Origin of the sequence: Halococcus morrhuae DSM 1307, assembly GCF_000336695.1 — an archaeon.
In the GTDB taxonomy this organism is placed as follows: domain Archaea; phylum Halobacteriota; class Halobacteria; order Halobacteriales; family Halococcaceae; genus Halococcus; species Halococcus morrhuae.
In genome coordinates, this window is sequence record NZ_AOMC01000152.1 from 26,467 (window position 1) to 45,431 (window position 18,965).

Annotated in this window: 21 protein-coding genes, 1 tRNA gene and 1 pseudogene; 10 read left to right on the plus strand and 13 right to left on the minus strand. The window is 65.1% G+C overall.

Features of this window, described 5'->3' with window-relative positions:
• From C448_RS12855 to C448_RS12870, 4 genes are all read right to left on the minus strand, one after another.
• Complete coding sequence (locus C448_RS12855) at window positions 1-396, minus strand: 30S ribosomal protein S11 (RefSeq protein ID WP_004055418.1); 396 nt, start codon at window positions 394-396, stop codon at window positions 1-3.
• Window positions 393-920 (minus strand): 30S ribosomal protein S4, encoded by a 528-nt coding sequence (locus tag C448_RS12860; RefSeq protein ID WP_004055419.1) that lies wholly within the window; start codon window positions 918-920, stop codon window positions 393-395. The genes C448_RS12855 and C448_RS12860 overlap by 4 nt, the downstream gene beginning before the upstream one ends.
• A gap of 1 nt (window position 921) precedes the next feature.
• On the minus strand, window positions 922-1,440 hold the full coding sequence (locus C448_RS12865; RefSeq protein WP_004055420.1) for a 30S ribosomal protein S13: 519 nt from the start codon (window positions 1,438-1,440) through the stop codon (window positions 922-924).
• A gap of 15 nt (window positions 1,441-1,455) precedes the next feature.
• Window positions 1,456-1,540: transfer RNA gene (locus C448_RS12870), tRNA-Ser, on the minus strand.
• Window positions 1,541-1,696: 156 nt separating this feature from the next.
• On the opposite strand from C448_RS12870, the gene C448_RS12875 reads away from it, so the two are divergent.
• Window positions 1,697-2,716, plus strand: a complete 1,020-nt coding sequence (locus tag C448_RS12875) for an Mrp/NBP35 family ATP-binding protein (protein WP_004055421.1) — start codon at window positions 1,697-1,699, stop codon at window positions 2,714-2,716.
• Between the two features lies 1 nt (window position 2,717).
• Here C448_RS12875 and C448_RS12880 read toward each other — a convergent pair whose 3' ends face one another.
• Complete coding sequence (locus tag C448_RS12880) at window positions 2,718-3,161, minus strand: hypothetical protein (protein ID WP_004055422.1); 444 nt, start codon at window positions 3,159-3,161, stop codon at window positions 2,718-2,720.
• Window positions 3,162-3,246: 85 nt separating this feature from the next.
• Here C448_RS12880 and C448_RS12885 point away from each other — a divergent pair, with 85 nt between their 5' ends.
• Window positions 3,247-4,272, plus strand: coding sequence for a tyrosine--tRNA ligase (locus C448_RS12885; protein ID WP_004055423.1), 1,026 nt, complete (start codon window positions 3,247-3,249; stop codon window positions 4,270-4,272).
• A 199-nt stretch (window positions 4,273-4,471) separates the two neighbouring features.
• Window positions 4,472-4,780, plus strand: coding sequence for a transcription initiation factor IIB family protein (locus C448_RS12890; RefSeq protein ID WP_004055424.1), 309 nt, complete (start codon window positions 4,472-4,474; stop codon window positions 4,778-4,780).
• Here the strand turns inward: C448_RS12890 and C448_RS12895 are convergent, their stop codons facing one another.
• Genes C448_RS12895 through C448_RS12905 form a run of 3 tightly spaced genes read right to left on the minus strand, consistent with a single transcriptional unit; the run spans window position 4,781 to window position 6,911 of the window.
• On the minus strand, window positions 4,781-5,269 hold the full coding sequence (locus C448_RS12895) for a phosphopantetheine adenylyltransferase (protein ID WP_004055425.1): 489 nt from the start codon (window positions 5,267-5,269) through the stop codon (window positions 4,781-4,783).
• Between the two features lie 40 nt (window positions 5,270-5,309).
• Window positions 5,310-5,765 carry a helix-turn-helix domain-containing protein gene (locus tag C448_RS12900; RefSeq protein ID WP_004055426.1) on the minus strand — a complete coding sequence of 152 codons (456 nt, stop codon included), beginning with the start codon at window positions 5,763-5,765 and terminating at the stop codon, window positions 5,310-5,312.
• A 36-nt stretch (window positions 5,766-5,801) separates the two neighbouring features.
• Complete coding sequence (locus tag C448_RS12905; RefSeq protein ID WP_004055427.1) at window positions 5,802-6,911, minus strand: glutamate--cysteine ligase; 1,110 nt, start codon at window positions 6,909-6,911, stop codon at window positions 5,802-5,804.
• 260 nt (window positions 6,912-7,171) lie between these two features.
• Between C448_RS12905 and C448_RS17250 the strand changes: the two are divergent.
• Window positions 7,172-9,223, plus strand: a pseudogene (locus C448_RS17250) (IS1634 family transposase).
• Window positions 9,224-9,600: 377 nt separating this feature from the next.
• On the opposite strand, the gene C448_RS12925 reads toward C448_RS17250, so the two are convergent.
• Genes C448_RS12925 through C448_RS12935 form a run of 3 tightly spaced genes read right to left on the minus strand, consistent with a single transcriptional unit; the run spans window position 9,601 to window position 11,946 of the window.
• On the minus strand, window positions 9,601-10,368 hold the full coding sequence (locus C448_RS12925; RefSeq protein ID WP_004055431.1) for a VOC family protein: 768 nt from the start codon (window positions 10,366-10,368) through the stop codon (window positions 9,601-9,603).
• Between the two features lie 31 nt (window positions 10,369-10,399).
• Entirely contained in the window at window positions 10,400-10,837 is a 438-nt protein-coding gene (locus C448_RS12930) for a TIGR04206 family protein (RefSeq protein WP_004055432.1), read from the minus strand.
• Window positions 10,837-11,946 carry an OBG GTPase family GTP-binding protein gene (locus tag C448_RS12935; protein ID WP_004055433.1) on the minus strand — a complete coding sequence of 370 codons (1,110 nt, stop codon included), beginning with the start codon at window positions 11,944-11,946 and terminating at the stop codon, window positions 10,837-10,839. The genes C448_RS12930 and C448_RS12935 overlap by 1 nt, the downstream gene beginning before the upstream one ends.
• A gap of 186 nt (window positions 11,947-12,132) precedes the next feature.
• On the opposite strand from C448_RS12935, the gene C448_RS12940 reads away from it, so the two are divergent.
• The 6 genes from C448_RS12940 (at window position 12,133) to C448_RS12965 (ending at window position 16,512) form a co-directional block, all read left to right on the plus strand.
• Entirely contained in the window at window positions 12,133-12,612 is a 480-nt protein-coding gene (locus tag C448_RS12940; RefSeq protein ID WP_004055434.1) for a 50S ribosomal protein L11, read from the plus strand.
• A gap of 145 nt (window positions 12,613-12,757) precedes the next feature.
• Window positions 12,758-13,021, plus strand: coding sequence for an amphi-Trp domain-containing protein (locus tag C448_RS12945; protein WP_004055435.1), 264 nt, complete (start codon window positions 12,758-12,760; stop codon window positions 13,019-13,021).
• A gap of 109 nt (window positions 13,022-13,130) precedes the next feature.
• The gene (locus C448_RS12950; RefSeq protein ID WP_004055436.1) at window positions 13,131-13,769 is read left to right on the plus strand and encodes a 50S ribosomal protein L1; all 639 of its coding nucleotides are present in this window, start codon (window positions 13,131-13,133) and stop codon (window positions 13,767-13,769) included.
• Window positions 13,769-14,809: a 50S ribosomal protein L10 gene (locus tag C448_RS12955; protein WP_004055437.1), complete on the plus strand. Its 1,041-nt coding sequence runs from the start codon at window positions 13,769-13,771 to the stop codon at window positions 14,807-14,809. Before C448_RS12950 ends, C448_RS12955 begins: the two co-directional genes overlap by 1 nt.
• Window positions 14,810-14,829: 20 nt before the next feature.
• Window positions 14,830-15,171, plus strand: coding sequence for a 50S ribosomal protein P1 (gene rpl12p / locus C448_RS12960; RefSeq protein ID WP_004055438.1), 342 nt, complete (start codon window positions 14,830-14,832; stop codon window positions 15,169-15,171).
• A gap of 99 nt (window positions 15,172-15,270) precedes the next feature.
• Entirely contained in the window at window positions 15,271-16,512 is a 1,242-nt protein-coding gene (locus C448_RS12965; protein ID WP_004055439.1) for a tripartite tricarboxylate transporter permease, read from the plus strand.
• 270 nt (window positions 16,513-16,782) lie between these two features.
• Here the strand turns inward: C448_RS12965 and C448_RS12970 are convergent, their stop codons facing one another.
• Window positions 16,783-18,036, minus strand: a complete 1,254-nt coding sequence (locus tag C448_RS12970) for a Glu/Leu/Phe/Val family dehydrogenase (protein WP_004055440.1) — start codon at window positions 18,034-18,036, stop codon at window positions 16,783-16,785.
• A 67-nt stretch (window positions 18,037-18,103) separates the two neighbouring features.
• On the minus strand, window positions 18,104-18,940 hold the full coding sequence (locus C448_RS12975; protein WP_049916338.1) for an HpcH/HpaI aldolase/citrate lyase family protein: 837 nt from the start codon (window positions 18,938-18,940) through the stop codon (window positions 18,104-18,106).
• Window positions 18,941-18,965: the final 25 nt, after the last annotated feature.

The following is an 18,965-nucleotide window of genomic DNA, read 5'->3' on the forward strand; positions in this document are numbered from 1 at the left end:
TCAGAACCCGCTCGATTTGGGGGCGCGTGTCCCGTCGTGCGGGATCGGTGTGACGTCCTCGATACGGCCGATCTCGAGACCGGCGCGCGCGAGCGCTCGGATGGTCGCCTGTGCGCCCGGCCCCGGGCTCTGCTGGAGGTTGCCGCCGGGACCGCGGAGCTTGACGTGGACGCCCTCGATGCCCTGTGCGAGCACCTCCTCGGCGACGGTCTCGGCCATCTGCATCGCCGCGTACGGCGACGCCTCGTCACGGTTCTGCTTGACGACCGTACCGCCGCTCGACTTGGCGAGCGTCTCGGCACCGGTCTGATCCGTGACGGAGATGATGGTGTTGTTGAACGACGCGAAGACGTGGGCGACCGCCCAGCGATCCTCAGTCTCGTTGTCGGCGCTCATTCCTGCCCCTCCGCGCGTTCGGGATGCAGTTCGTCCGCCAGCGAGCTCGTCTCGTCGAAGGCCACGCTGTCTTCCTCGGTGGTGGCGACCTTCCGCGACGGTGCCGTCACCCGGCTCTCGCCGACGACGATATGTCCGTGCGAGACGAACTGACGGGCCTGTTTCGGCGTGTTCGCCAGCCCTTCGCGGTAGACCACAGTTTGAAGTCGGCGTTCGAGCACGTCGGTGATTTCGAGACTCAGCACGTCGTCGATGCTGTCGGTTTCCGAGAGGATGCCGAGCCGTCGGAGTCGGTCGAGGAACGCCTCGCCCTTGCGCTCGGCCTCGTCGGCGTCGCCCTGGGCGTCGCCGAGCAGTCGTCGTGCCTCCTGGCGGAAGCCACGAAGCTCGGACTGGGCGCGCCAGAGTTCCTCCTTGTTCGCCAGGCCGTAGCGCCCGATGAGGTTCGACTCCTCGGCGATGCGCTCGCCCTGGAAGGGGTGGTTCGGCGTCTCGTAGCCTTTGGTGTTGGAGCCGAGGGCCATTCTACTCGCCCTCCGCCTCCTCTTCCATCTCTTCTTGAAGCGCTTCGACGTTCACGCCGATGGTACCCTCCGAGCGGCCGGTGGATTTGGTGCGCTGACCGCGGACCTTCTGGCCGCGCTCGTGGCGCACGCCCTTGTATGAGCTGATCATCTGCATGCGGTTGATGTCCTGCTGCCGAGTGAGCGAGAGATCGTTGCCGACCTCGTGGCTCGACTCGCCCGTGAAGTAGTCGTTCGGGCGGTTGGTGAGCCACGCCGGTACGTCCGACGCGAACCCTTCGACGTGCTCGACGATCGATTCGACATCGTCGTCGTCGAGACGGCCGAGGGTCGCCGTGCGGTCGATCTCTGCCTGTTCGGCGATGATGCGAGCGGTGCGCCGGCCGACGCCGTTCATGCCGGTTAGCGCGCGCTCGACGCTTTTCGTCCCGTCGAGGTCGGTTTGGCCGATGCGGACGAAATAGCGGATGTCCTCCTCCTCTTCGTCCTCGGCCTGTGTGTCTGGGTCTTCTGCACTCATGGTGGGTGATTCGAGCGTCGTGGCGGGGATTCGAACCCCGGAGGCTGTGCGCCACAGAGTTAGCAACCCTGCGCCTTGGGCCAGACTTGGCTACCACGACCCGTTCGTAGTTGCGCCCTCCCGGACTCGGGGGCGATCCCCTACAGTACGTCGTATACACCCTATCCCGACCTGGGTATTTAAGAACAACGAACCGCCCCGATTCGGGCCCCCACCAGGTCCCAATCCTTATCGCTCGCGCAGGGCAGGATTCAGCATGAACGAATCCGACGTGCGCTCGCTGCTTGAGGAGGTCGAGGACCCCGATCTCGGCACGGACATCGTCTCGGGAAACCTCGTCAACGACGTCCGTATCGAGGACGACGTCGCCCACGTCTCGCTCGCGCTCGGCGCACCCTACTCGCCCACCGAGAGCGCCATCGCTGCCCGCGTGCGCGAGGTACTCGATGCGGAGGGGATCGAAAGCGAACTCACGGCAAACATCGAGCGCGAGGAGGAGGTGCTGCCGGGCGTGAAGAACGTCATCGCCGTCGCCTCGGGCAAGGGCGGCGTCGGGAAATCCACCGTCGCCGTGAACCTCGCGGCCGGCCTCTCCCAGCTCGGCGCGCGCGTCGGCCTGTTCGACGCCGACATCTACGGCCCGAACGTCCCGCGGATGGTCGGCTCCGACGAACGTCCGAAGGCCACCGCCGAGGAGCAGCTCATCCCGCCCGAAAAGTACGGGATGAAGCTGATGAGCATGGACTTCCTCGTGGGCGAGGACGATCCCGTCATCTGGCGCGGTCCGATGGTCCACAAGGTGCTCACCCAGCTGTTCGAGGACGTCGAATGGGGCGCACTCGATTACATGGTCGTCGACCTCCCGCCCGGCACTGGCGACACGCAGCTCCCCCTCCTCCAGAGCGTGCCGATCGCCGGTGCCGTCATCGTCACCACACCACAAGATGTCGCCGTCGACGATGCCCGCAAGGGATTGGAGATGTTCGGCAAGCACGAGACGCCGGTCCTGGGTATCGTCGAGAACATGAGCGGGTTCGTCTGTCCGGACTGTGGCAGCGAGCACGACCTCTTCGGACGGGGCGGCGGCCGCGAATTCGCCGCCGACGTCGACATGCCGTTTTTGGGCGAGATACCGCTTGATCCACGCGTGCGCGAGGGCGAGGATGGTGCACCGCTCGTCCTCGGCGAGGGTGACACCGCCGAGGCGCTGCGATCGTTCACCGAGACCACCGCGAACAACGTCGGCATCGTCCACCGCAACCGGCGGCGCGAATAGCTCAGACCGCCGCGACGCCCAGTTCCTCGAAGCTCCAGAGCCGGATCTTCGCCTCCACCAGATCGCGCTGCTCGCTCAGCTCGTTTTCGTCGAACTCCCGAATGACCCGCCGGCTTTCTCGCTGCATGCGCGCTTCGAGATCGGTTTGGTCGGGCTCGTCGCGTACGTCGTTGAGCAGCGCCTCGAAATCCTCGCGGATATCGAGGGAGGCACGGGCGGCGTTACAGCGCGCGAGCGGGTTGAGACCCATGTCGAGTACCAGCTCGCGGACGAGCTCCCAGTCGCTCGCGCAGAAGTGGATCGACACCTCGCCGACGATGTCGCGCCAGGCGATCGGTCCCGAGTTCTTCAGCAGTTGAACGGCTCGCGGGGGCAGATCGAGGCGCGTGGTGGTGTCGGGATCGCCGCAGAGACAGCAGGGTTGCCCGGTCTTGCCGGTGTACACGCTATCGGTAGGGGCTCCGGCGGAATGGGTCTTTCACCGTCGGACGAAGGGAATCGCTTAACAGCGCGCACAGGACACGACAGGTATGAACGACAGCGAGCGCCGACGGCTCGTGACGCGCAACACCGCCGAGGTCGTCACCGACGAGGAGCTCGACGACCTTCTTGAGAACGATCCGACGATCTACGTCGGCTACGCACCGACCGGCGAGATGCATATCGGCCACTTCACGACGATCCGCAAGCTCGCGGACTTCCTCCGGGCAGATCTCGACGTGAAAGTCCTGATCGCCGATCTCCACGCCCATTTGGACGACGAGAAGAGCCCCTTCGAGCTGCTCGACGCGCGCACGGCTTACTACCGCGAGGCGATCGAAGGGATGGTCGCGGCGGCCGGGGCCAGTCCTGATGAAATCGAGTTCGTCGAGGGTCGCGAGTTCGAACTCGATGCCGAATACTCGCTCGAACTGCTCAGGATGGCCGCCGACACCACCATCTCACGAGTGCAGCGCGCCGGCAGCGAGGTCGTCCGCCAGTCCGAGAACCCCAAACTGGGCGGCCTCATCTACCCGCTGATGCAGACCCTCGACATCGACGCGCTCGACGCCGACATCGCCTACGGGGGAATCGACCAGCGCGGCATCTACATGCTCAGTCGCGAGCTGTTCGCCGACCGGGGCGATGAACCACCGGTCTGTGTGTTCGCGCCGCTGCTGGCGGGACTTTCGGGCGGAAAGATGAGCGCCTCCGACGCGACCTCGAAAGTCAATCTCACCGACGACCCCGACACCGTAGCCGAGAAACTTCAAGGTGCGTACTGCCCGCAGGGCGAGGTCGAGGACAACGGCGTGCTCGAATACATGGACTACCTCGTCTTCCCGATCCTCGACGAACGCGGTGAGCCGTTCGAGATCGAGCGACCCGACGAGTACGGTGGCGATCTCACCTACGAGAGCTACGACGGGCTCGAAGACGACTTCGTGAGCGGCGACCTCCATCCACAGGACCTGAAAAACGCCGCCGCCGAGTACGTCTCGTCGGTCATCGACCCCGTTCGCGAACGGATCGATACCGATCGGCTGGCGACGGCCTACCCCGAGGCGTACGAGTAGCGACCGACTCTTCTCCCTCCTCTCTCCCTTCCCAATCCGCCGGTGACATGATACGCGACTCACGTCATTACTCTGGTTCTATGTAACCCGGGAACAGCATCGAAACTGGCTGACAGTCGGGGCCGGCATGTCCGGCCGTTTCGAGTCGCCGAACGACAGCCCACGGACCATTTATCCCCTGTAGACCCTATCCTCGGCCATGTACCGGGCGCGCGACGAACTCGCGAACGAGGAGTGGCTTGCCGAACTCGATACGGCGGCCGACGAGCTCTCGCTCGACGACAGGGCCCGCGAGCGCGCCGCCGACCTGTTCCTCTCGACGGTGCCCGAACGCGAGCGCTCGAAACGGGCGGTGCTGGCGGCGAGCCTCTACGCCGGCGCGCTCATCGCCGGCGATCGGCATTCCCAGTCGGCCGTCGCCGAGGCGGTCGGTGTCGCGCGGCTCACGGTCCAGAAACGCTGGCGGGACGTCCTCGAAGAAGCAGGTCTCGACCCGCCGGAGTGGTGATCAGCTCGGTCGCGGGCGACCCTCGCGCTCGGGCGTGAGGCTGCCGTGCTCGTCGATTTCGCCGTTGACGATGCGCGTGCTGGAGACGATACCGCCATCCTCGGCAGTGAGATGGTCGACGACTTCGATGTCGAGCGGGTCGAGATCGCGCTCGCGGCGGCGCTCGTTCACGCGCTTGCCGCCGGTTTCGGTCTCGGGCGAGACGACGAGTACGTCGAACCCCTCCTCGACGGCGATGCCGGTTGGCTCGCCGAGACGGCGGATCTCGTACGAACGATCGTGTTCGTCAGAGAGAGCGGACAGTTCATCGGCGAGATCCGCCCGTCGCTGCTCGAACGGACGAACATAGCGCTCCTCGTGTCGGGTTTCCTGAGCCAACTCGTCGCTCGTCAGCCCCACCGTGACGTCGCCACGCTCGAAGGCGTGCTCGAACAGCCGTCGATGGCCGTCGTGTATCGGATCGAACGTGCCGCCGAGCGCGACCTGCATACCCGTCAGAGATTCGCCCGTGGCTTAGGGATGTCGCTCCTTACCGCTCGTCGCTATCGGCCGCTTCGACGGGGATCGTCACCGGTTCGGAGCGTCTATCCTCGTTTCGGCGCTCGCGACGACGCGGCGCGAACAGCCCTTCGAGTTCGTCGCGGAACCGATCGATCGCGGCGTCGATCAGTTCGTCGGGTCGCGCGGCGGTGTAGGTCGGCTCCTCGCCGTCGTGGCGCTCGACGACCTGCTCGTCGTCGAACTCGTCGAGAACGCGCCGGACGGCAGCCGGATACAACCCTGTTCCGGTGGCGATCTCCTCGACGGTCGACTCCGGCTGTTGTCGGAGGTAGACGTACACTCGCGTGCGCGTGTCCGTATCGAGCGCCCGCGAGAGCAGATCGACGAGCCCCTCGTCCATCCGGTCGTCGACGACGTCCGCTCGCTGGCGGTCGAGTTCCGCACGGACGTCGTCGGGTTCGATCTCGTCGGTATCGTCGTCCATGTCCCAATGGAGTCGATCGCCGGGCAAAAGCCTTCCTCACAGCACGAGCGACCGACAGAGCGCGTCGAGACCCTCCTCGCGGAGGAGCCGGCGCTGTCTGGCTGCGCCGCTCTCGGCGGCCGCGACCGCACCGATACCGTCGATCCCGAGCCGATCAGACTCGCGCTCGACGAGCGTATCGAGGGTAATCGTTCCCGTCCCTTCGCGATCGACGAACGACGCGTCGTGGCCGTGCCGGAGCGCGCGCCACTTGTTCTCGTCGAGGAATTCCCGGCGGAGCCCGTCCGACGACCCACGACCGTCGGACCGGTAGGCCGCCCAGGGTTTCCTCTGTTCGTCGTACCGTTCGGCGAGATCCATCACGAGCGCGTGGACGTACTCGACGAACGCGAAGACGATCTCTGGATCCGCCTGACCGTCGGGCGCGCGCACCTCGACGGTGCCGTGGCCGGTGTGTGGGCGGACGTCGTACCAGAGTGCGCCACGGTCGTCGATGGAACCCAACTCGACCATCCGCTGCTCGAAGCGCTGGAACGCCGCGAAGCTCTCGAACGGCGTCGGCATCCCCGTATTCGGCAATCCCTCGAATATTTTCGCGCGCGCGGAGGCGAGTTCGGTGTCGAACCCGTTCCAGAACGGCGAGTTCGCCGACAGCGCCAGGATCACGGGGAGATACCAGCGCAGTTCGTTCGCGATCCACGTCGCCTTCTCCGCGTCGTCGACACCGACGTGGACGTGGATCCCCGCCGTCGTGTTCCGGAACTGTGGATAGCGAATCCGATCGAGCTGGGCGCGATAGCGCGGCTTCTCGGCGTGTTCGAGCTCGCGCCACTGGGCAGCGGGATGGAGGCCGGCCGCCGCGATACCGTAACCGTGGGCTGCGGCATGATCGACGAGCGCTTCGCGAACCGCGACGAACTGCTCGCGAGCATCCGCGAGATCCTCACAGATGGGCGTCTGGGTCTCGATGATGAACTTGAACAGCTCGTGGGCCAGCCGGTCGTCGAGGATCGCCGGCGGCTCCGTCTCGTAGACGAGTTCGTCGGTGCCCGCCGTGGGCCGCCCCGCATCGTCGACGATATAGAACTCCTCCTCGACGCCCAGCGTTCCCATCCGCGTGAAATTGTCGGCCGAACCCACGTCCATTGCGCCACAGCTACCCGCTCGGGCGGTTAAAAGCCCACCTTTTGCTGCGGTCGGTCGCGCGCGAGGCGCGCTCCCTCCCTGGCAAAATCTGGACCAAAAGCCGTCGTCACCCCCTCGTTTCACTCGGGGGATTCCTCGGCCCGCTCGCTCACTATCCCACTTTCAGTACCTCGTCCAGATTGACGACGTTATTTTCTGCTGATGATTAGGGTGAGCTTCTTGAGGCTCTCAGACAAACTCACGGCACCGTGAGTTCGTCTGTGAAAATCCTCGCACCGGGTCCTCTTCCAGTTATTTGTGCCATCTGCAAGGAAAGCGGTCTCATTGCTGTTCTCAACGAGGAGCTAGACTGGGACGAACAACGCTCTCAGCTCTCGCCTGGTCTGCGGCTCATGGCGTTGATCACGAACTGTCTGACCCGAGGGCAGCCGATGTATCGGCTGCCTGAATTCTTCCACGATACCGACACAGAGAACCTCTTTGGCGAAGGAATCTCGCCTGAAGATCTGAACGACCACACGCTTGGACGAGCGCTCGATAAGCTTTCTGACGCCGACCCAGGCACGGTCCTCGGGACCGTGCTGGTCGAAGCTGCTGCTCGCGAAGACGTTTCTACTGACGTGGTTCACGCCGATACCACTTCTTTCTCCGTTCACGGGCTCTACGAAACTGACGAAGACGCTGACGAGACGCTCTCTATCACGCATGGCTACAGCAAAGACCATCGGCCTGATCTCAAGCANGAAACTGACGAAGACGCTGACGAGACGCTCTCTATCACGCATGGCTACAGCAAAGACCATCGGCCTGATCTCAAGCAATTCCAAGTCGGCCTCGGTGTCAACCGGGCCGGCGTTCCCGTCGTCGGAGACATCCTCGACGGGAACACCTCTGACACTGCCTGGAACACTGACCTAATCGGCCGGCTCCGTCAGCGGCTCGCCGCTGACGAGCCTCCTGTCTATGTCGCCGATAGCAAGGTCGTGAACGAAGAATCGCTTGACCAAGCTGCTGCTGAAGGTATTTCCATCATCAGCCGACTTCCCCGCACCTACAACGCGGTCGATGCGCTCATCGACCGCGCGTGGGAGGTCAACGACTGGACCGATCTTGGGACGTTCGTCGACGATGAAGACGACGAAGACGCTGCCTCCTACCAAATCCAAACCTTCCAGAAACCCATCTCTGAACACGATATGCGGTGTGTCGTTGTCCACTCGTCCTCACTCGACGGACGNGAAACCCATCTCTGAACACGATATGCGGTGTGTCGTTGTCCACTCGTCCTCACTCGACGGACGTTCTGAACGACGCATCGACAACGACCTCGACAGCACTGAGGAAGACCTTGAGGACGCGGTCGGTCAGCTGACCGACCGCTCGTTCGCCTGTGAACCCGACGCCCAGGAAGCGTGGGAGACATGGCTCGACGATCACGACGACCCCTACTTCGAATTCGAAGCAGAGGTCGTCGAAACCGAGGAGAAGAAAAGCCGCGACAAACCGGGACGACCACCGAAGGAGTGGGATCCGTACGAAACCGTGTACAAGATCGCCGCCAGCGTCCAACGGGACGCGGCNGGACGACCACCGAAGGAGTGGGATCCGTACGAAACCGTGTACAAGATCGCCGCCAGCGTCCAACGGGACGCGGCGGCGATCGCCCACCGCAAGAAGCGCGCCAGCTGTTTCGTGGTCGTCACGTCGTTGGACGATACAGAAGAGTGGCCAGCAGAGCGGGTACTGCGGGAGTACAAGGAGCAACAGGCGGTTGAGCGTCGATTTCCAGTGCTCAAAGACCCGAAGCGCGTCGGGCCGGTCTACCTCGACCGGCCCGACCGCGTCGAAGCTTTGGGCTACGTGCTACTGATGGCGTTACTCGTCTATTCCCTGATTGAACGACGCGCACGCGAGGCATNCTCGACCGGCCCGACCGCGTCGAAGCTTTGGGCTACGTGCTACTGATGGCGTTACTCGTCTATTCCCTGATTGAACGACGCGCACGCGAGGCATTGAAGGACGCGGATGAACCCATGGATCTGGCCGGTGGGCCGACGAGTTTTCGGCCCACCGGCCGACGCGTCTTGGAACGCTTCGAAAACGTGCTTGTGATGCAAACTGACGGCGAACGAGAGCTCCCAGNGACGAGTTTTCGGCCCACCGGCCGACGCGTCTTGGAACGCTTCGAAAACGTGCTTGTGATGCAAACTGACGGCGAACGAGAGCTCCCAGTCAATGACAATCTCCCGAGACGGGTGCTTGACTTGCTCGATCTAAGTGTTGCTGCGTATGGAATCGAGCCAGAGGTGTGAACGCGGCCAGAGAGGCAGACCTCTCTGGCTCGCGCGTTTGTTTCGGTAGTTATCTTGATTCAATCACTTATCGATAGTTGTGTCGTAATATATTAGATAATCGCTTACTTGATTCGTATGAAATAGACGTCTGAATCACGCCGATTCCGCAAAATAACTCATGAGATCGGAATCAGGTACTGAAAGAGGGCACTATCGTTCGCTCGCGGTACGATCGCTCACCTTCCGCTACCGCAAACCACACAGCACCGCAGAAGCCCTCACTCGCTCCCTCCGGAAGAGCGAAGCTCTTCCGTGCTCTCGTTCGCTTCGCTCACGAGAACTCCGGTCGCTCGTTCGCCCTTCATCCACCAGGCACCGGACCGCAACCGCCGCCGCTACTGCGTCACGATCTCGATTTCGTGGCCATCCGAATCCTTCGTGAAGGCGTACTGGTGGTCACAGGATTCGGGATCGCGGTAGTCCGCCGCGCCGCGGGTCATGAGCGTGTCCCAGGCGTCGTCGAGGTCGTCGGCGCGCACCGCGACGTGGCCCCAGGCGTCGCCCAGCTCGTAGGAGCGGTCGTCGTAGTTGTAGGTGAGTTCGACGCTCATTGCTTCCTCGGGCGCGTCGATTGGCTCGACGAAGTAGTTCGCGAAGGAATCGGCCTCCCAGCGGCCCTCAGGGCGCTCGTCGTACTCGAACTTCCGGGTCCAAAAGCCGATCTGCTCGTCCGCGTCGGTGACGCGCATCATCGTGTGGTCGATGCTCCATTTCGCCCCGTGGTCGCGCTGGACGATCTCGATCTCGTGGCCGTCGGGGTCCTCGACGAACGCGTAGCGCCCGCCACAGGATTCGGGATCGCGATAGTCCGCGACACCCTCGTCCATCAGCTCGTCGTAGGCGGCTTCGAGTTCGCCCTCGGGAACTCTGACCGCGATGTGGCCCCACGCATCGCCGAGCTCGTACGAGCGCCCGTCGTGGTTGTAGGTGAGTTCGAGGAGGGCGGCGTCCTCGTGGGCGTCTTCAGGGCCCATGAAGACGTTCGTGAACGTGTCGGCCTCCATCCGACCCTTCTCCTCGTAATCGAAATGCTTCCCGTACCAGTCGATCGATTCGTCGAGGTCTTCGACCCGCATCATCGTGTGATCGAGCAGTGCGTCCATGGGCTGCCGTACCCGTCGCGCGGGCAAAAGACTACGGGACCGTCCGCCGCAGCGCGGGCCAATAACACCACCACGCGAGCGCGAGCGCCAGAACCGGCCCGAGCGGGATCGCCAGCCGACCGGTCCGCAGGAAGCCGACGGCGAGGCCCAGATGGCTCACGCCGGCAAGGACGAGCAGCCCACCCGTCACGCGCCGATCCTCGCGACCGAGAACACCACCGACAGCGCTGGCCAGCGCGCCGAGATAGAGCAACACGCTCGTCGGCCACGCGCGCAGGAATCCGGGCAGCGCGGCGAACCCGCCGGCGAACCGGAGGTAGTCGGTGAGCGGCGTGAGATGCAGCGGCGTCGTGTTCGCGAGCCCGAACGGGAAGACGAACGTGAGCACGGCCCCGGTGACGATCGTCCACGGGACGAGCCCGAGTACGACCACGGCGAGCAGTCGTCGCCGGGCGGAGACACGAGCCATCAGCGGCGCGCGACGATACGGAGGACGTCCTCGTCGCGGAGCTGGTGGTCCGTCCCGACCTGCTGGTCGTCGTGTTTCGCACTCGGACCGGACACGCGCGCGAAGCGGAATCGGTCTTCCAGCTCCCCGCCGAGTTTCTCGCAGGCATCGCCGACGGTCTGACCGGCTTTCAGGATCAACGGCTCCTCGTAGTCCGTCCCGCGACCGGGCTTGTCCATGTAGATGCGAATGAGTCCCAGCGCCTCCCAGATCCGATCGGTGAGCGCGTCGAGACCTCTCCCTTCTGCGGCGCTGATGAAGATCGCCTCCTCGGGATCGATCTCCTCCGCACGGAGCTCCTCGTTCACGGTATCGAGATAGTCGGGCTCGATGAGATCGGCCTTGTTCACGGTGACCAGCGAGGGGAGATACACCCGGTTGTCGAGGATCCCATCGAGCAGCCCGTCGAGATCGACGGATTCGGTGATGGCGACGTCGGCGTTGACGTAGCCACGCTCGCGGAGCACTTCGCGGACGGTGTTGTCCGCCAGCGCCACGTCCGGACCGGTCGTGACGTCGATACCGCCCTTACCCTTCGGCGTGATACGGACCTTCGGGGGCCGGCTGTCGAGACGGATCTTGTTCTCGTAGAGTTCGCGCGCGAGCGGTGCGTACCGCTCGATCTCGAACACCGAGAGAACGAACACGACGAGGTCGGCGGTCCGGATCACCGAGAGCACCTCTCGACCGCCACCGCGACCGCCCGCCGCGCCCTCGATCAGCCCGGGCACGTCGAGCAGCTGGATGTTGGCTCCCTTGTGTTTGAGCATGCCGGGGTTCACGTCGAGTGTCGTGAACTCGTAGGAGCCCACCTCGCTTTCGGCGTTCGTGAGTGCATTCAAAAGGGTGGATTTGCCCGCGCTCGGCATGCCGACGAGTGCCACCGTCGCGTCGCCGGTCTGCTCGACCGAGTAGCCCTGGCCACCGCCGGCGGAGGACTGGTTTTCGAGCTTCTCCTTTTTCTCGGCGAGTTTCGACTTCAGCCGCCCGATGTGGGCCTCCGTGGACTTGTTGTACGGCGTCTCCGCTATCTCTTCACGGAGATCCTCGATCTCGTCTTCAAGCCCCATCGCGTAGCCCTGGGTGGCGGGCGTCGAAAAGTCCTTCACATCCGCTCGCCGATACTGTCGGTCGGAACTCGATACGTTTCTTTCGCTACGATCGGGAGACAGCGAAGCACTCGACGACGCGTGGTGGGTATTTCCGGCCGACAGTCGAAAAGCAATCCTTAACCTCGCGGCGACGATTCTCCGGGTATGGCTGGAACCATCGAAGCGCTCGTTCCCGGCGGGGAGGCCGATCCCGGCCCGCCCCTGGGTCCGGAGCTCGGCCCGACGCCGGTGAACGTCCAGGAGGTAGTGGCGGAGATCAACGATCAGACCGACGCTTTCGACGGGATGGAAGTCCCCATCACCGTCGACTACGAGGACGACGGCGCGTTCTCGATCTCGGTCGGTGTGCCGCCGACCGCGGCGCTCGTCAAGGACACGGCGGGCTTCGAGACGGGCAGCGGCGAACCCCAGAAGGACTTCGTCGCCGACATCAGCGTCGAGGAGGTCAAACAGGTCGCCGAGCAGAAAGGCCCCGATCTGCTGGCCTACGGCACCAAAAGCGCCGCCAAGGAAGTCGCCGGCACCTGCGTCTCGCTCGGCGTGACCATCGACGGCGAGGATGCACGCACCTTCGACGACCGCGTCGACGACGGGCAGTACGACGACGTGCTCGCGGAAGCATAACGACGCGAGCGTCGCGCGGGGCGCGCTGGCGTCCCTCGTTGTTCTCTCACAGTCGTAATGCGCACGAACGACCAGCTCGTTCCAGTATCACATATCCGAACGATACCGGTAGGTTTAGGCATCGTTCCGGAGTAGGCCCGCGGGCATGTCAGAAGAGTACGAAACCGAACGCGAACTGAGCCGTGATGCGGTCGCCGATATCTTCGAGAGCTTCGCCGAGGAGCTGCGAAGCGATGGCGAACTCACTCTCGCCGTCGGCGGCGAGCACGTCCGCATCGATCCGACCGACCCCTGCGAGTTCGAGGTCGAAGTCGAGGAGGAGTCGCCGCGATTCGGCGCGGCCGAGCGAACCGTCGAGTTCGAGCTGGAGTGGACGCGACAGGACGACGAACCCGATCTCGTCGAGTAGTCGGTTTGCTTCGACGAGTTTAAACGGACACGGCGGTGGTTTTACGACGAGACAGGCGTCGCCTGTTTCACGCCGTAGCAGCCGTGAAGGCGTACTACGGAGGTGGAAAATGGCAGATCAGGACATAGAGGAGGCCGTGACACGCGCACTCGACGAGGCCCCACCGCGAAACTTCGGTGAGACGGTGGACCTTGCTGTCAACCTGCGCGATCTCGACCTCGACGATCCATCGAACCGCGTCGACGAGAGCATCGTTCTTCCGGAAGGCACCGGCCAGGAGACCCACATCGTCGTCTTCGCCGAGGGCGAAACCGCCCTCCGCGCCGAGGAGGTCGCCGACGACGTCCTCGACGGTGACGAGCTCGAAGAGCTCGGGGATGACGACGACGAAGCGAAGGATCTGGCCGGCGAGACGAACTTCTTCATCGCCGAGGCCGACATGATGCAGGATATCGGTCGGTATCTCGGGACGGTGCTGGGCCCACGTGGGAAGATGCCCACGCCGCTCCAGCCCGACGACGACGTCGTCGAGACGATCAATCGGATGAAGAACACCGTGCAGCTCAGAAGCCGCGATCGGCGGACGTTCCACACACGAGTGGGCGCGGCAGACATGAGCGCCGACGGGATCGCCGACAACATCGACGTCATCGTCCGGCGGCTCGAAGCCAACCTCGAAAAGGGTCCCCTCAACATCGACACGATGTACGTGAAAACGACGATGGGACCGTCCGTGGAGGTGGCCTGATGTCCGCCGAGGGCGACCATCAGACCGAGACGGTTCCCGACTGGAAGCGCGAGGAGGTCGCCGATCTCGCCGAGCTCATCGACACGTACGAGAGCGTTGGCATCGTCTCCATCGCGGGGATCCCGAGCCGGCAGCTTCAGGCGATGCGCCGGGACCTGCACGGCTCGGCCGAGCTCCGCGTCGCGCGCAACACACTACTGGTGCGCGCACTTGATGACGCCGACGACGGCGTCGAGGAGCTGACCGACGAGGTCGACGGACAGGTCGGACTCATCGGTGCCGACGCCAACCCGTTCGGTCTCTACCGGGAGCTCGAAGCCTCGAAGACCCCGGCACCGATCAACGCCGGCGAGGTCGCACCCAACCCGATCGAGATCCCCGAGGGCGACACCGGGATCGACCCGGGGCCGTTCGTCGGCGAGCTCCAGCAGGTCGGCGCAGCCGCGCGGATCATGGACGGCTCGATCCAGGTCACCGAGGACTCGACGGTTCTCGAGGAGGGCGAGGAAGTCTCGCAGACCCTCGCGAACGTGCTCGGCGAGCTCGAGATCGAGCCCAAGGAAGTGGGCCTCGATCTCAGAAGCGTCTACGCCGACGGCATCCTGTTCGAGCCCGACGAGCTGGCCATCGACATCGACGAGTACCGGGCGGACGTCGAGGCGGCCGCCGCCGCCGGGCGGAACCTCTCGGTCAACGCAGCCTACCCGACCGCAGAGACCGCCGGGACGCTGCTCGGCAAGGGCAGCACCGAGGCAAAGAGCCTCGGCCTGGAGGCGGCAATCGCCAGCCCGGCCCTCGCCGACGATCTCGTGAGCCGCGCGGACGCGCAGATGCGTGCGCTCGCGGCCAACATCGACGACGAGGAGGCCCTGCCCGAGGAGCTCCGCGGTGTCACGGCCCCTGCCGAGACGGGCGACGACGAATCGAGCGACGACCAATCGGCCGACACCGAGTCCGAACCCGATGCTGACGCCGACGACGAGGACGATGATGATGACGACGGCGACGCGAGCGAGGGTCTCGGCGAAATGTTCGGCTGAAAAACACCACTGATACAACAATGGAATACGTTTACGCAGCACTCATCCTGAACGAGACGGACGAAGAGATCAACGAAGCAAACGTCACGGACATCCTCGACGCGGCCGGTGCGGACGTCGAGGAGTCACGCGTGAAGGCACTCGTGGCCGCCCTCGAAGACGTCGACATCGAGGATGCCGTCGAGCAGGCCGCCGCAGTGCCCGCGGGCGGCGCTGGCGGTGCCGGTGGCGCAGCGGCCGGCGGCGAGGCCGACACCGACGAGGCCGAAGAGGAAGCCGACGAGGCCGAAGAGGAAGCCGAAGCGGACGACGATGAAGACGACGACGCTGGCGGCGAGGGCCTCGGCGAGCTGTTCGGCTAAGCAGCCCCCCCCCCCTCTCGACTCACCCACTTCTCGATTTATTCGTCGTGGATAGCGGTGCGAGCGTTTACGTCGGATGACGCAGCCATCCCATAGCGGATGATGTCGCTGGCCGAGAGCGTGGTGTTCGCCCCCGAATCTGCACTCCCGGCGCTCGGGTTCGTCGCCGGCGGGATCGCGCTCGGGACAGTGAGTGGTCTCGTGCCCGGGCTGCACGCGAACAACTTCGCGCTGCTGTTGGCGGCGGCCGCACCGCAGGTGCCGGGGCCAGCACTGTTCGTCGGGGCGGCGATGTTGGCTGCCGGCGTCACGCATACCTTTCTCGACGTGGTGCCGACGCTCGCGCTCGGCGTTCCCGATGCGGCGATGGCCGCGTCGGCACTGCCGGGTCATCGGCTCGTGATCGCGGGGCGCGGGCGCGAGGCGTTGCGGCTGTCGGCGCTCGGGAGTGCGCTCGCTGTCGTTCTCGCCGTTCCGCTCGCGCTCCCGATGACGGAGCTAATGGTGGCTGTGTATCCGATGGTGCGGGCACGGCTGCCGCTCGTGCTGGCCGGGATCGTGCTCTTTCTCGTCGTCACCGAACGATCGAATCCGGCGCGCATCGGTGGGTTGCTCTCGTTTCTCCTGAGTGCCGGATTGGGCTGGCTGACGCTCGATATCGAGCCGAGTGCGCCGCTCGCGAGCGGTGGGATGTTGATGCCGCTGTTCGCGGGGCTGTTCGGTGCGCCGGTGTTGATCGAGGCGATCGACGGGGCTGGGGTGCCCGAGCAGGCCGATGCGGCGGTGACGACGCCCCGGCGAACGATCGGACTGACGGCGCTCGTCGGGACGGTGTCGGGTGCGATCGTGGGCTATCTGCCGGGTGTGTCGGCGGCCGTCGCAGCGACGGTGACGCTGCCCGCGGTTCCGAACGACGACGGTGCGCGTGGATTTCTGGTCGCGACGAGCGGCGTCAACACCAGCAACACGATCTTCGCCCTGTTCGCGCTCGTCGCGCTCGGATCGCCCCGCACGGGAGTGTTGGTCGCGCTCGATTCGTCCGGCGTGCCGCTCGATCTCCCGCTCTTGCTGGCAGGAGTCGGCCTTGCCGCTGGCGTCGGGTTCGTGCTCGTGCCGCTCGTCGGCGATCGGTATCTGCGGACGGTCGGGCGGGTCGATTACACGTATCTCTCAGTCGGCGTGCTCTGCTTGCTGGTCGTGCTCGCGTACCTCTTTTCGGGGTTCATCGGCATCGGCGCGTTCTGTGCGAGCGCGCTGGTCGGGTTGGTGCCCGCGATGCTCGGCACGCGCCGCGTGCATCTGATGGGTGTGTTGATGGGGCCGCTGATGCTGGGAATCTGAGCGGTGCTGTCGGCGGTTGGTGGTCTATGGCAGTGCGGTTGCGGGTGGCGGGTGGTACGGTAGCGGTGGGATTTGCGGTAGCGGTAGCTGTGCGGTGCGGTTGCGGGAGGAGTGCCACGCGGCTGCGATGGCGTTCATCGCAGCCGCACGGGGAGGGGCGGGGGCTTGAGCGCGGGCCGGGCCACGCGCCCGGCGCGCGCAATGCGTTGCGGTTGCGGCCTGGTGGAAATGAAAAGGGCGAGGCGCGCCGCGAAGGCGCGCCGAGGGCTTTCAGGGGAAGCGTCCGTTCTTCTCGGCGGCGTCAAGCACGCGCTGGATGGCGATGACGTAGGCGGCGGTGCGCAGGGTGGGGAGGTCGCGGTCTTCGTAGGCGTTGATGAGTGCTGCGAAGGCGTTCTCGATGACGGCTTCGAGCTCGTTGTTGACGCGTTCTTCGGTCCAGTGGAAGCGCTGGCGGTTCTGCACCCATTCGAAGTAGGAGACGGTGACGCCGCCGGCGTTGGCGAGGATGTCCGGGAGGACGTAGACGTCGCGGTCGGCGAGCACGTCGTCGGCAGCGGGCGTGAGCGGGCCGTTGGCAGCCTCGATGACGATGTCGGCGGCGAGCTCCTCGGCGGTTTCTTCGTCGATAGCGTTTTCGAGCGCTGCCGGGATGAGGAGATCGACGTCGAGCGTCAGCAGTTCCTCGTTGGTGAGCTCTTTCGTGCTCGGGTAGTCGGCGACGCAGCCGGTTTCGGTCTTGTGGTCGCTGACCGCGTCGGCGTCGAGCCCGTTCGGGTCGTAGATCGCGCCGCTGGAGTCGGAGACCGAGACGATGTTCGCGCCGCGGTCTTCGAGCAGTTTGGCGGCGATCGCGCCGGCGTTGCCGTAGCCCTGGACGGCGACCGATGCGCCGTCCATCTCGATGTCGAGGTAGTCGAAGGCCTCGCGGGCGGTGAGCATCACCGAGCGGCCCGTCGCCTCGACGCGGCCCTCGCTGCCGCCGGCGTCGAGCGATTTGCCGGTGACGACGCCAGGGGCGGTGACGTCTTCGAGCTGTTCGTAGGTGTCCTTGAACCAGTTCATCTCGCGCTGGCCGGTGTTGACGTCCGGTGCGGGGATATCGCGATCCGGGCCGACAAGCGGGCGGAGTTCGGTGGCGAACGCGCGCGTGATGCTTTCGAGCTCCGTCTCGGAGTAGTCGTGCGGGTCGATGACGATGCCGCCCTTGCCGCCACCGAAGGGGACGTCGACGAGCGCGCACTTGTAGGCCATCCAGCCCGAGAGCGCCTTCACTTCGTCGCGCGAGACGTTCGGATGGTAGCGGATCCCACCCTTGTACGGGCCGCGATCGCCGTTGAACTGCGAGCGAAAGGCGGTGAGCGTCGTGAGCGAGCCGTCGTCGCGTTCGACCGAGAGGGTGGTTTCGAGCATGCGCTCGGGCTGTTTGAGCCGTTCGAGCTCGCCGTCAGAGAGATCGAGAAAGCCCGCAGCCTCGTCGAGCTGCGTCCGGAAGCTCTCGAAGGGGTTGACTGTCTCTGTCATACATCCGCCTTGCAGAGATGGCTGTTAAGAGCGTCGCATTCCCCCGGAGTTGTCGGTCCAACTATCGTTATGGATCGTCGGTGCGAGCGCGGTCGAGGACGCGCTCGGCCTGGGCGATCAGCGGCGCGTCGATCATCTCGCCGTCGACGCGGAAGACGCCCCGACCCTCGGCGTCGGCCTCCGCTTTCGCGTCGAGCACGCGCTCGGCCCACGCGATGCGCTCGTCGGCCGGCGTGTAGGCGTCGTTGATGACCGCGACCTGTGCAGGGTGGATGGCGAGCTTGCCGTCGTAGCCGAGATCGAGCGCGAGTTCGGCGTCCTCGCGGAGGTGCTCGGTCGCGTCGATGTCGGTCACGAGCGTATCGATGGCGTCGACGCCGGCCGCGCTCGCCGTGAGCACGGTCCGTTCGCGCGCGTAGAGCACTTCCGTTCCCGCGTCGGTGCGCCGGGCACCGAGATCGGCGGCGAGGTCTTCGGCTCCGAAACAGACCGCCGTCGTGGCGTCGGCCGCGGCGATGGTGTCGGCGGCGAGCACGCCGGCAGCGGTCTCGATCAGCGCGAACACGGGGTAGGCAGCGTCGTGTGCAGCGATCGCGTCGGCGAGCGCCGCGACGTCCTCGCCACGCTCGACTTTCGGAAGCATCAGCGCGTCGAGGCGTGGATCGCCGTCGAGAATGACATCGAGATCGGCGTCGTATTCCCACGTAACGCGAACGCAGACTTCACAGTCGGGGTCGAACCCGGTCGTGAGTAGGTCGGCGAGTGCGTCGCGCGCCTCGTCCATCCGAGCGGGCGCGACCGCGTCTTCGAGATCGAAGACGACGACGTCGGCACCGCTGTCGGGGGCTTTCCTGCACATTTCCGGGCGATCGGCCGGTGTGAAGAGGACGCTTCGTCTGGCCATGCCGAACGGAGACGGGCGCGTGGTT

Excerpts from the sequence above, each read along its gene's own strand:
- C448_RS12855 (WP_004055418.1), bottom strand. The coding sequence starts at position 396 with ATGAGCGCCGACAACGAGACTGAGGATCGCTGGGCGGTCGCCCACGTC.
- C448_RS12860 (WP_004055419.1), bottom strand. The coding sequence starts at position 920 with ATGGCCCTCGGCTCCAACACCAAAGGCTACGAGACGCCGAACCACCCC.
- C448_RS12865 (WP_004055420.1), bottom strand. The coding sequence starts at position 1,440 with ATGAGTGCAGAAGACCCAGACACACAGGCCGAGGACGAAGAGGAGGAG.
- C448_RS12875 (WP_004055421.1), top strand. The coding sequence starts at position 1,697 with ATGAACGAATCCGACGTGCGCTCGCTGCTTGAGGAGGTCGAGGACCCC.
- C448_RS12885 (WP_004055423.1), top strand. The coding sequence starts at position 3,247 with ATGAACGACAGCGAGCGCCGACGGCTCGTGACGCGCAACACCGCCGAG.
- C448_RS12890 (WP_004055424.1), top strand. The coding sequence starts at position 4,472 with ATGTACCGGGCGCGCGACGAACTCGCGAACGAGGAGTGGCTTGCCGAA.
- C448_RS12895 (WP_004055425.1), bottom strand. The coding sequence starts at position 5,269 with ATGCAGGTCGCGCTCGGCGGCACGTTCGATCCGATACACGACGGCCAT.
- C448_RS12900 (WP_004055426.1), bottom strand. The coding sequence starts at position 5,765 with ATGGACGACGATACCGACGAGATCGAACCCGACGACGTCCGTGCGGAA.
- C448_RS12905 (WP_004055427.1), bottom strand. The coding sequence starts at position 6,911 with ATGGACGTGGGTTCGGCCGACAATTTCACGCGGATGGGAACGCTGGGC.
- C448_RS12925 (WP_004055431.1), bottom strand. The coding sequence starts at position 10,368 with ATGGACGCACTGCTCGATCACACGATGATGCGGGTCGAAGACCTCGAC.
- C448_RS12930 (WP_004055432.1), bottom strand. The coding sequence starts at position 10,837 with ATGGCTCGTGTCTCCGCCCGGCGACGACTGCTCGCCGTGGTCGTACTC.
- C448_RS12935 (WP_004055433.1), bottom strand. The coding sequence starts at position 11,946 with ATGGGGCTTGAAGACGAGATCGAGGATCTCCGTGAAGAGATAGCGGAG.
- C448_RS12940 (WP_004055434.1), top strand. The coding sequence starts at position 12,133 with ATGGCTGGAACCATCGAAGCGCTCGTTCCCGGCGGGGAGGCCGATCCC.
- C448_RS12945 (WP_004055435.1), top strand. The coding sequence starts at position 12,758 with ATGTCAGAAGAGTACGAAACCGAACGCGAACTGAGCCGTGATGCGGTC.
- C448_RS12950 (WP_004055436.1), top strand. The coding sequence starts at position 13,131 with ATGGCAGATCAGGACATAGAGGAGGCCGTGACACGCGCACTCGACGAG.
- C448_RS12955 (WP_004055437.1), top strand. The coding sequence starts at position 13,769 with ATGTCCGCCGAGGGCGACCATCAGACCGAGACGGTTCCCGACTGGAAG.
- rpl12p (WP_004055438.1), top strand. The coding sequence starts at position 14,830 with ATGGAATACGTTTACGCAGCACTCATCCTGAACGAGACGGACGAAGAG.
- C448_RS12965 (WP_004055439.1), top strand. The coding sequence starts at position 15,271 with ATGATGTCGCTGGCCGAGAGCGTGGTGTTCGCCCCCGAATCTGCACTC.
- C448_RS12970 (WP_004055440.1), bottom strand. The coding sequence starts at position 18,036 with ATGACAGAGACAGTCAACCCCTTCGAGAGCTTCCGGACGCAGCTCGAC.
- C448_RS12975 (WP_049916338.1), bottom strand. The coding sequence starts at position 18,940 with ATGGCCAGACGAAGCGTCCTCTTCACACCGGCCGATCGCCCGGAAATG.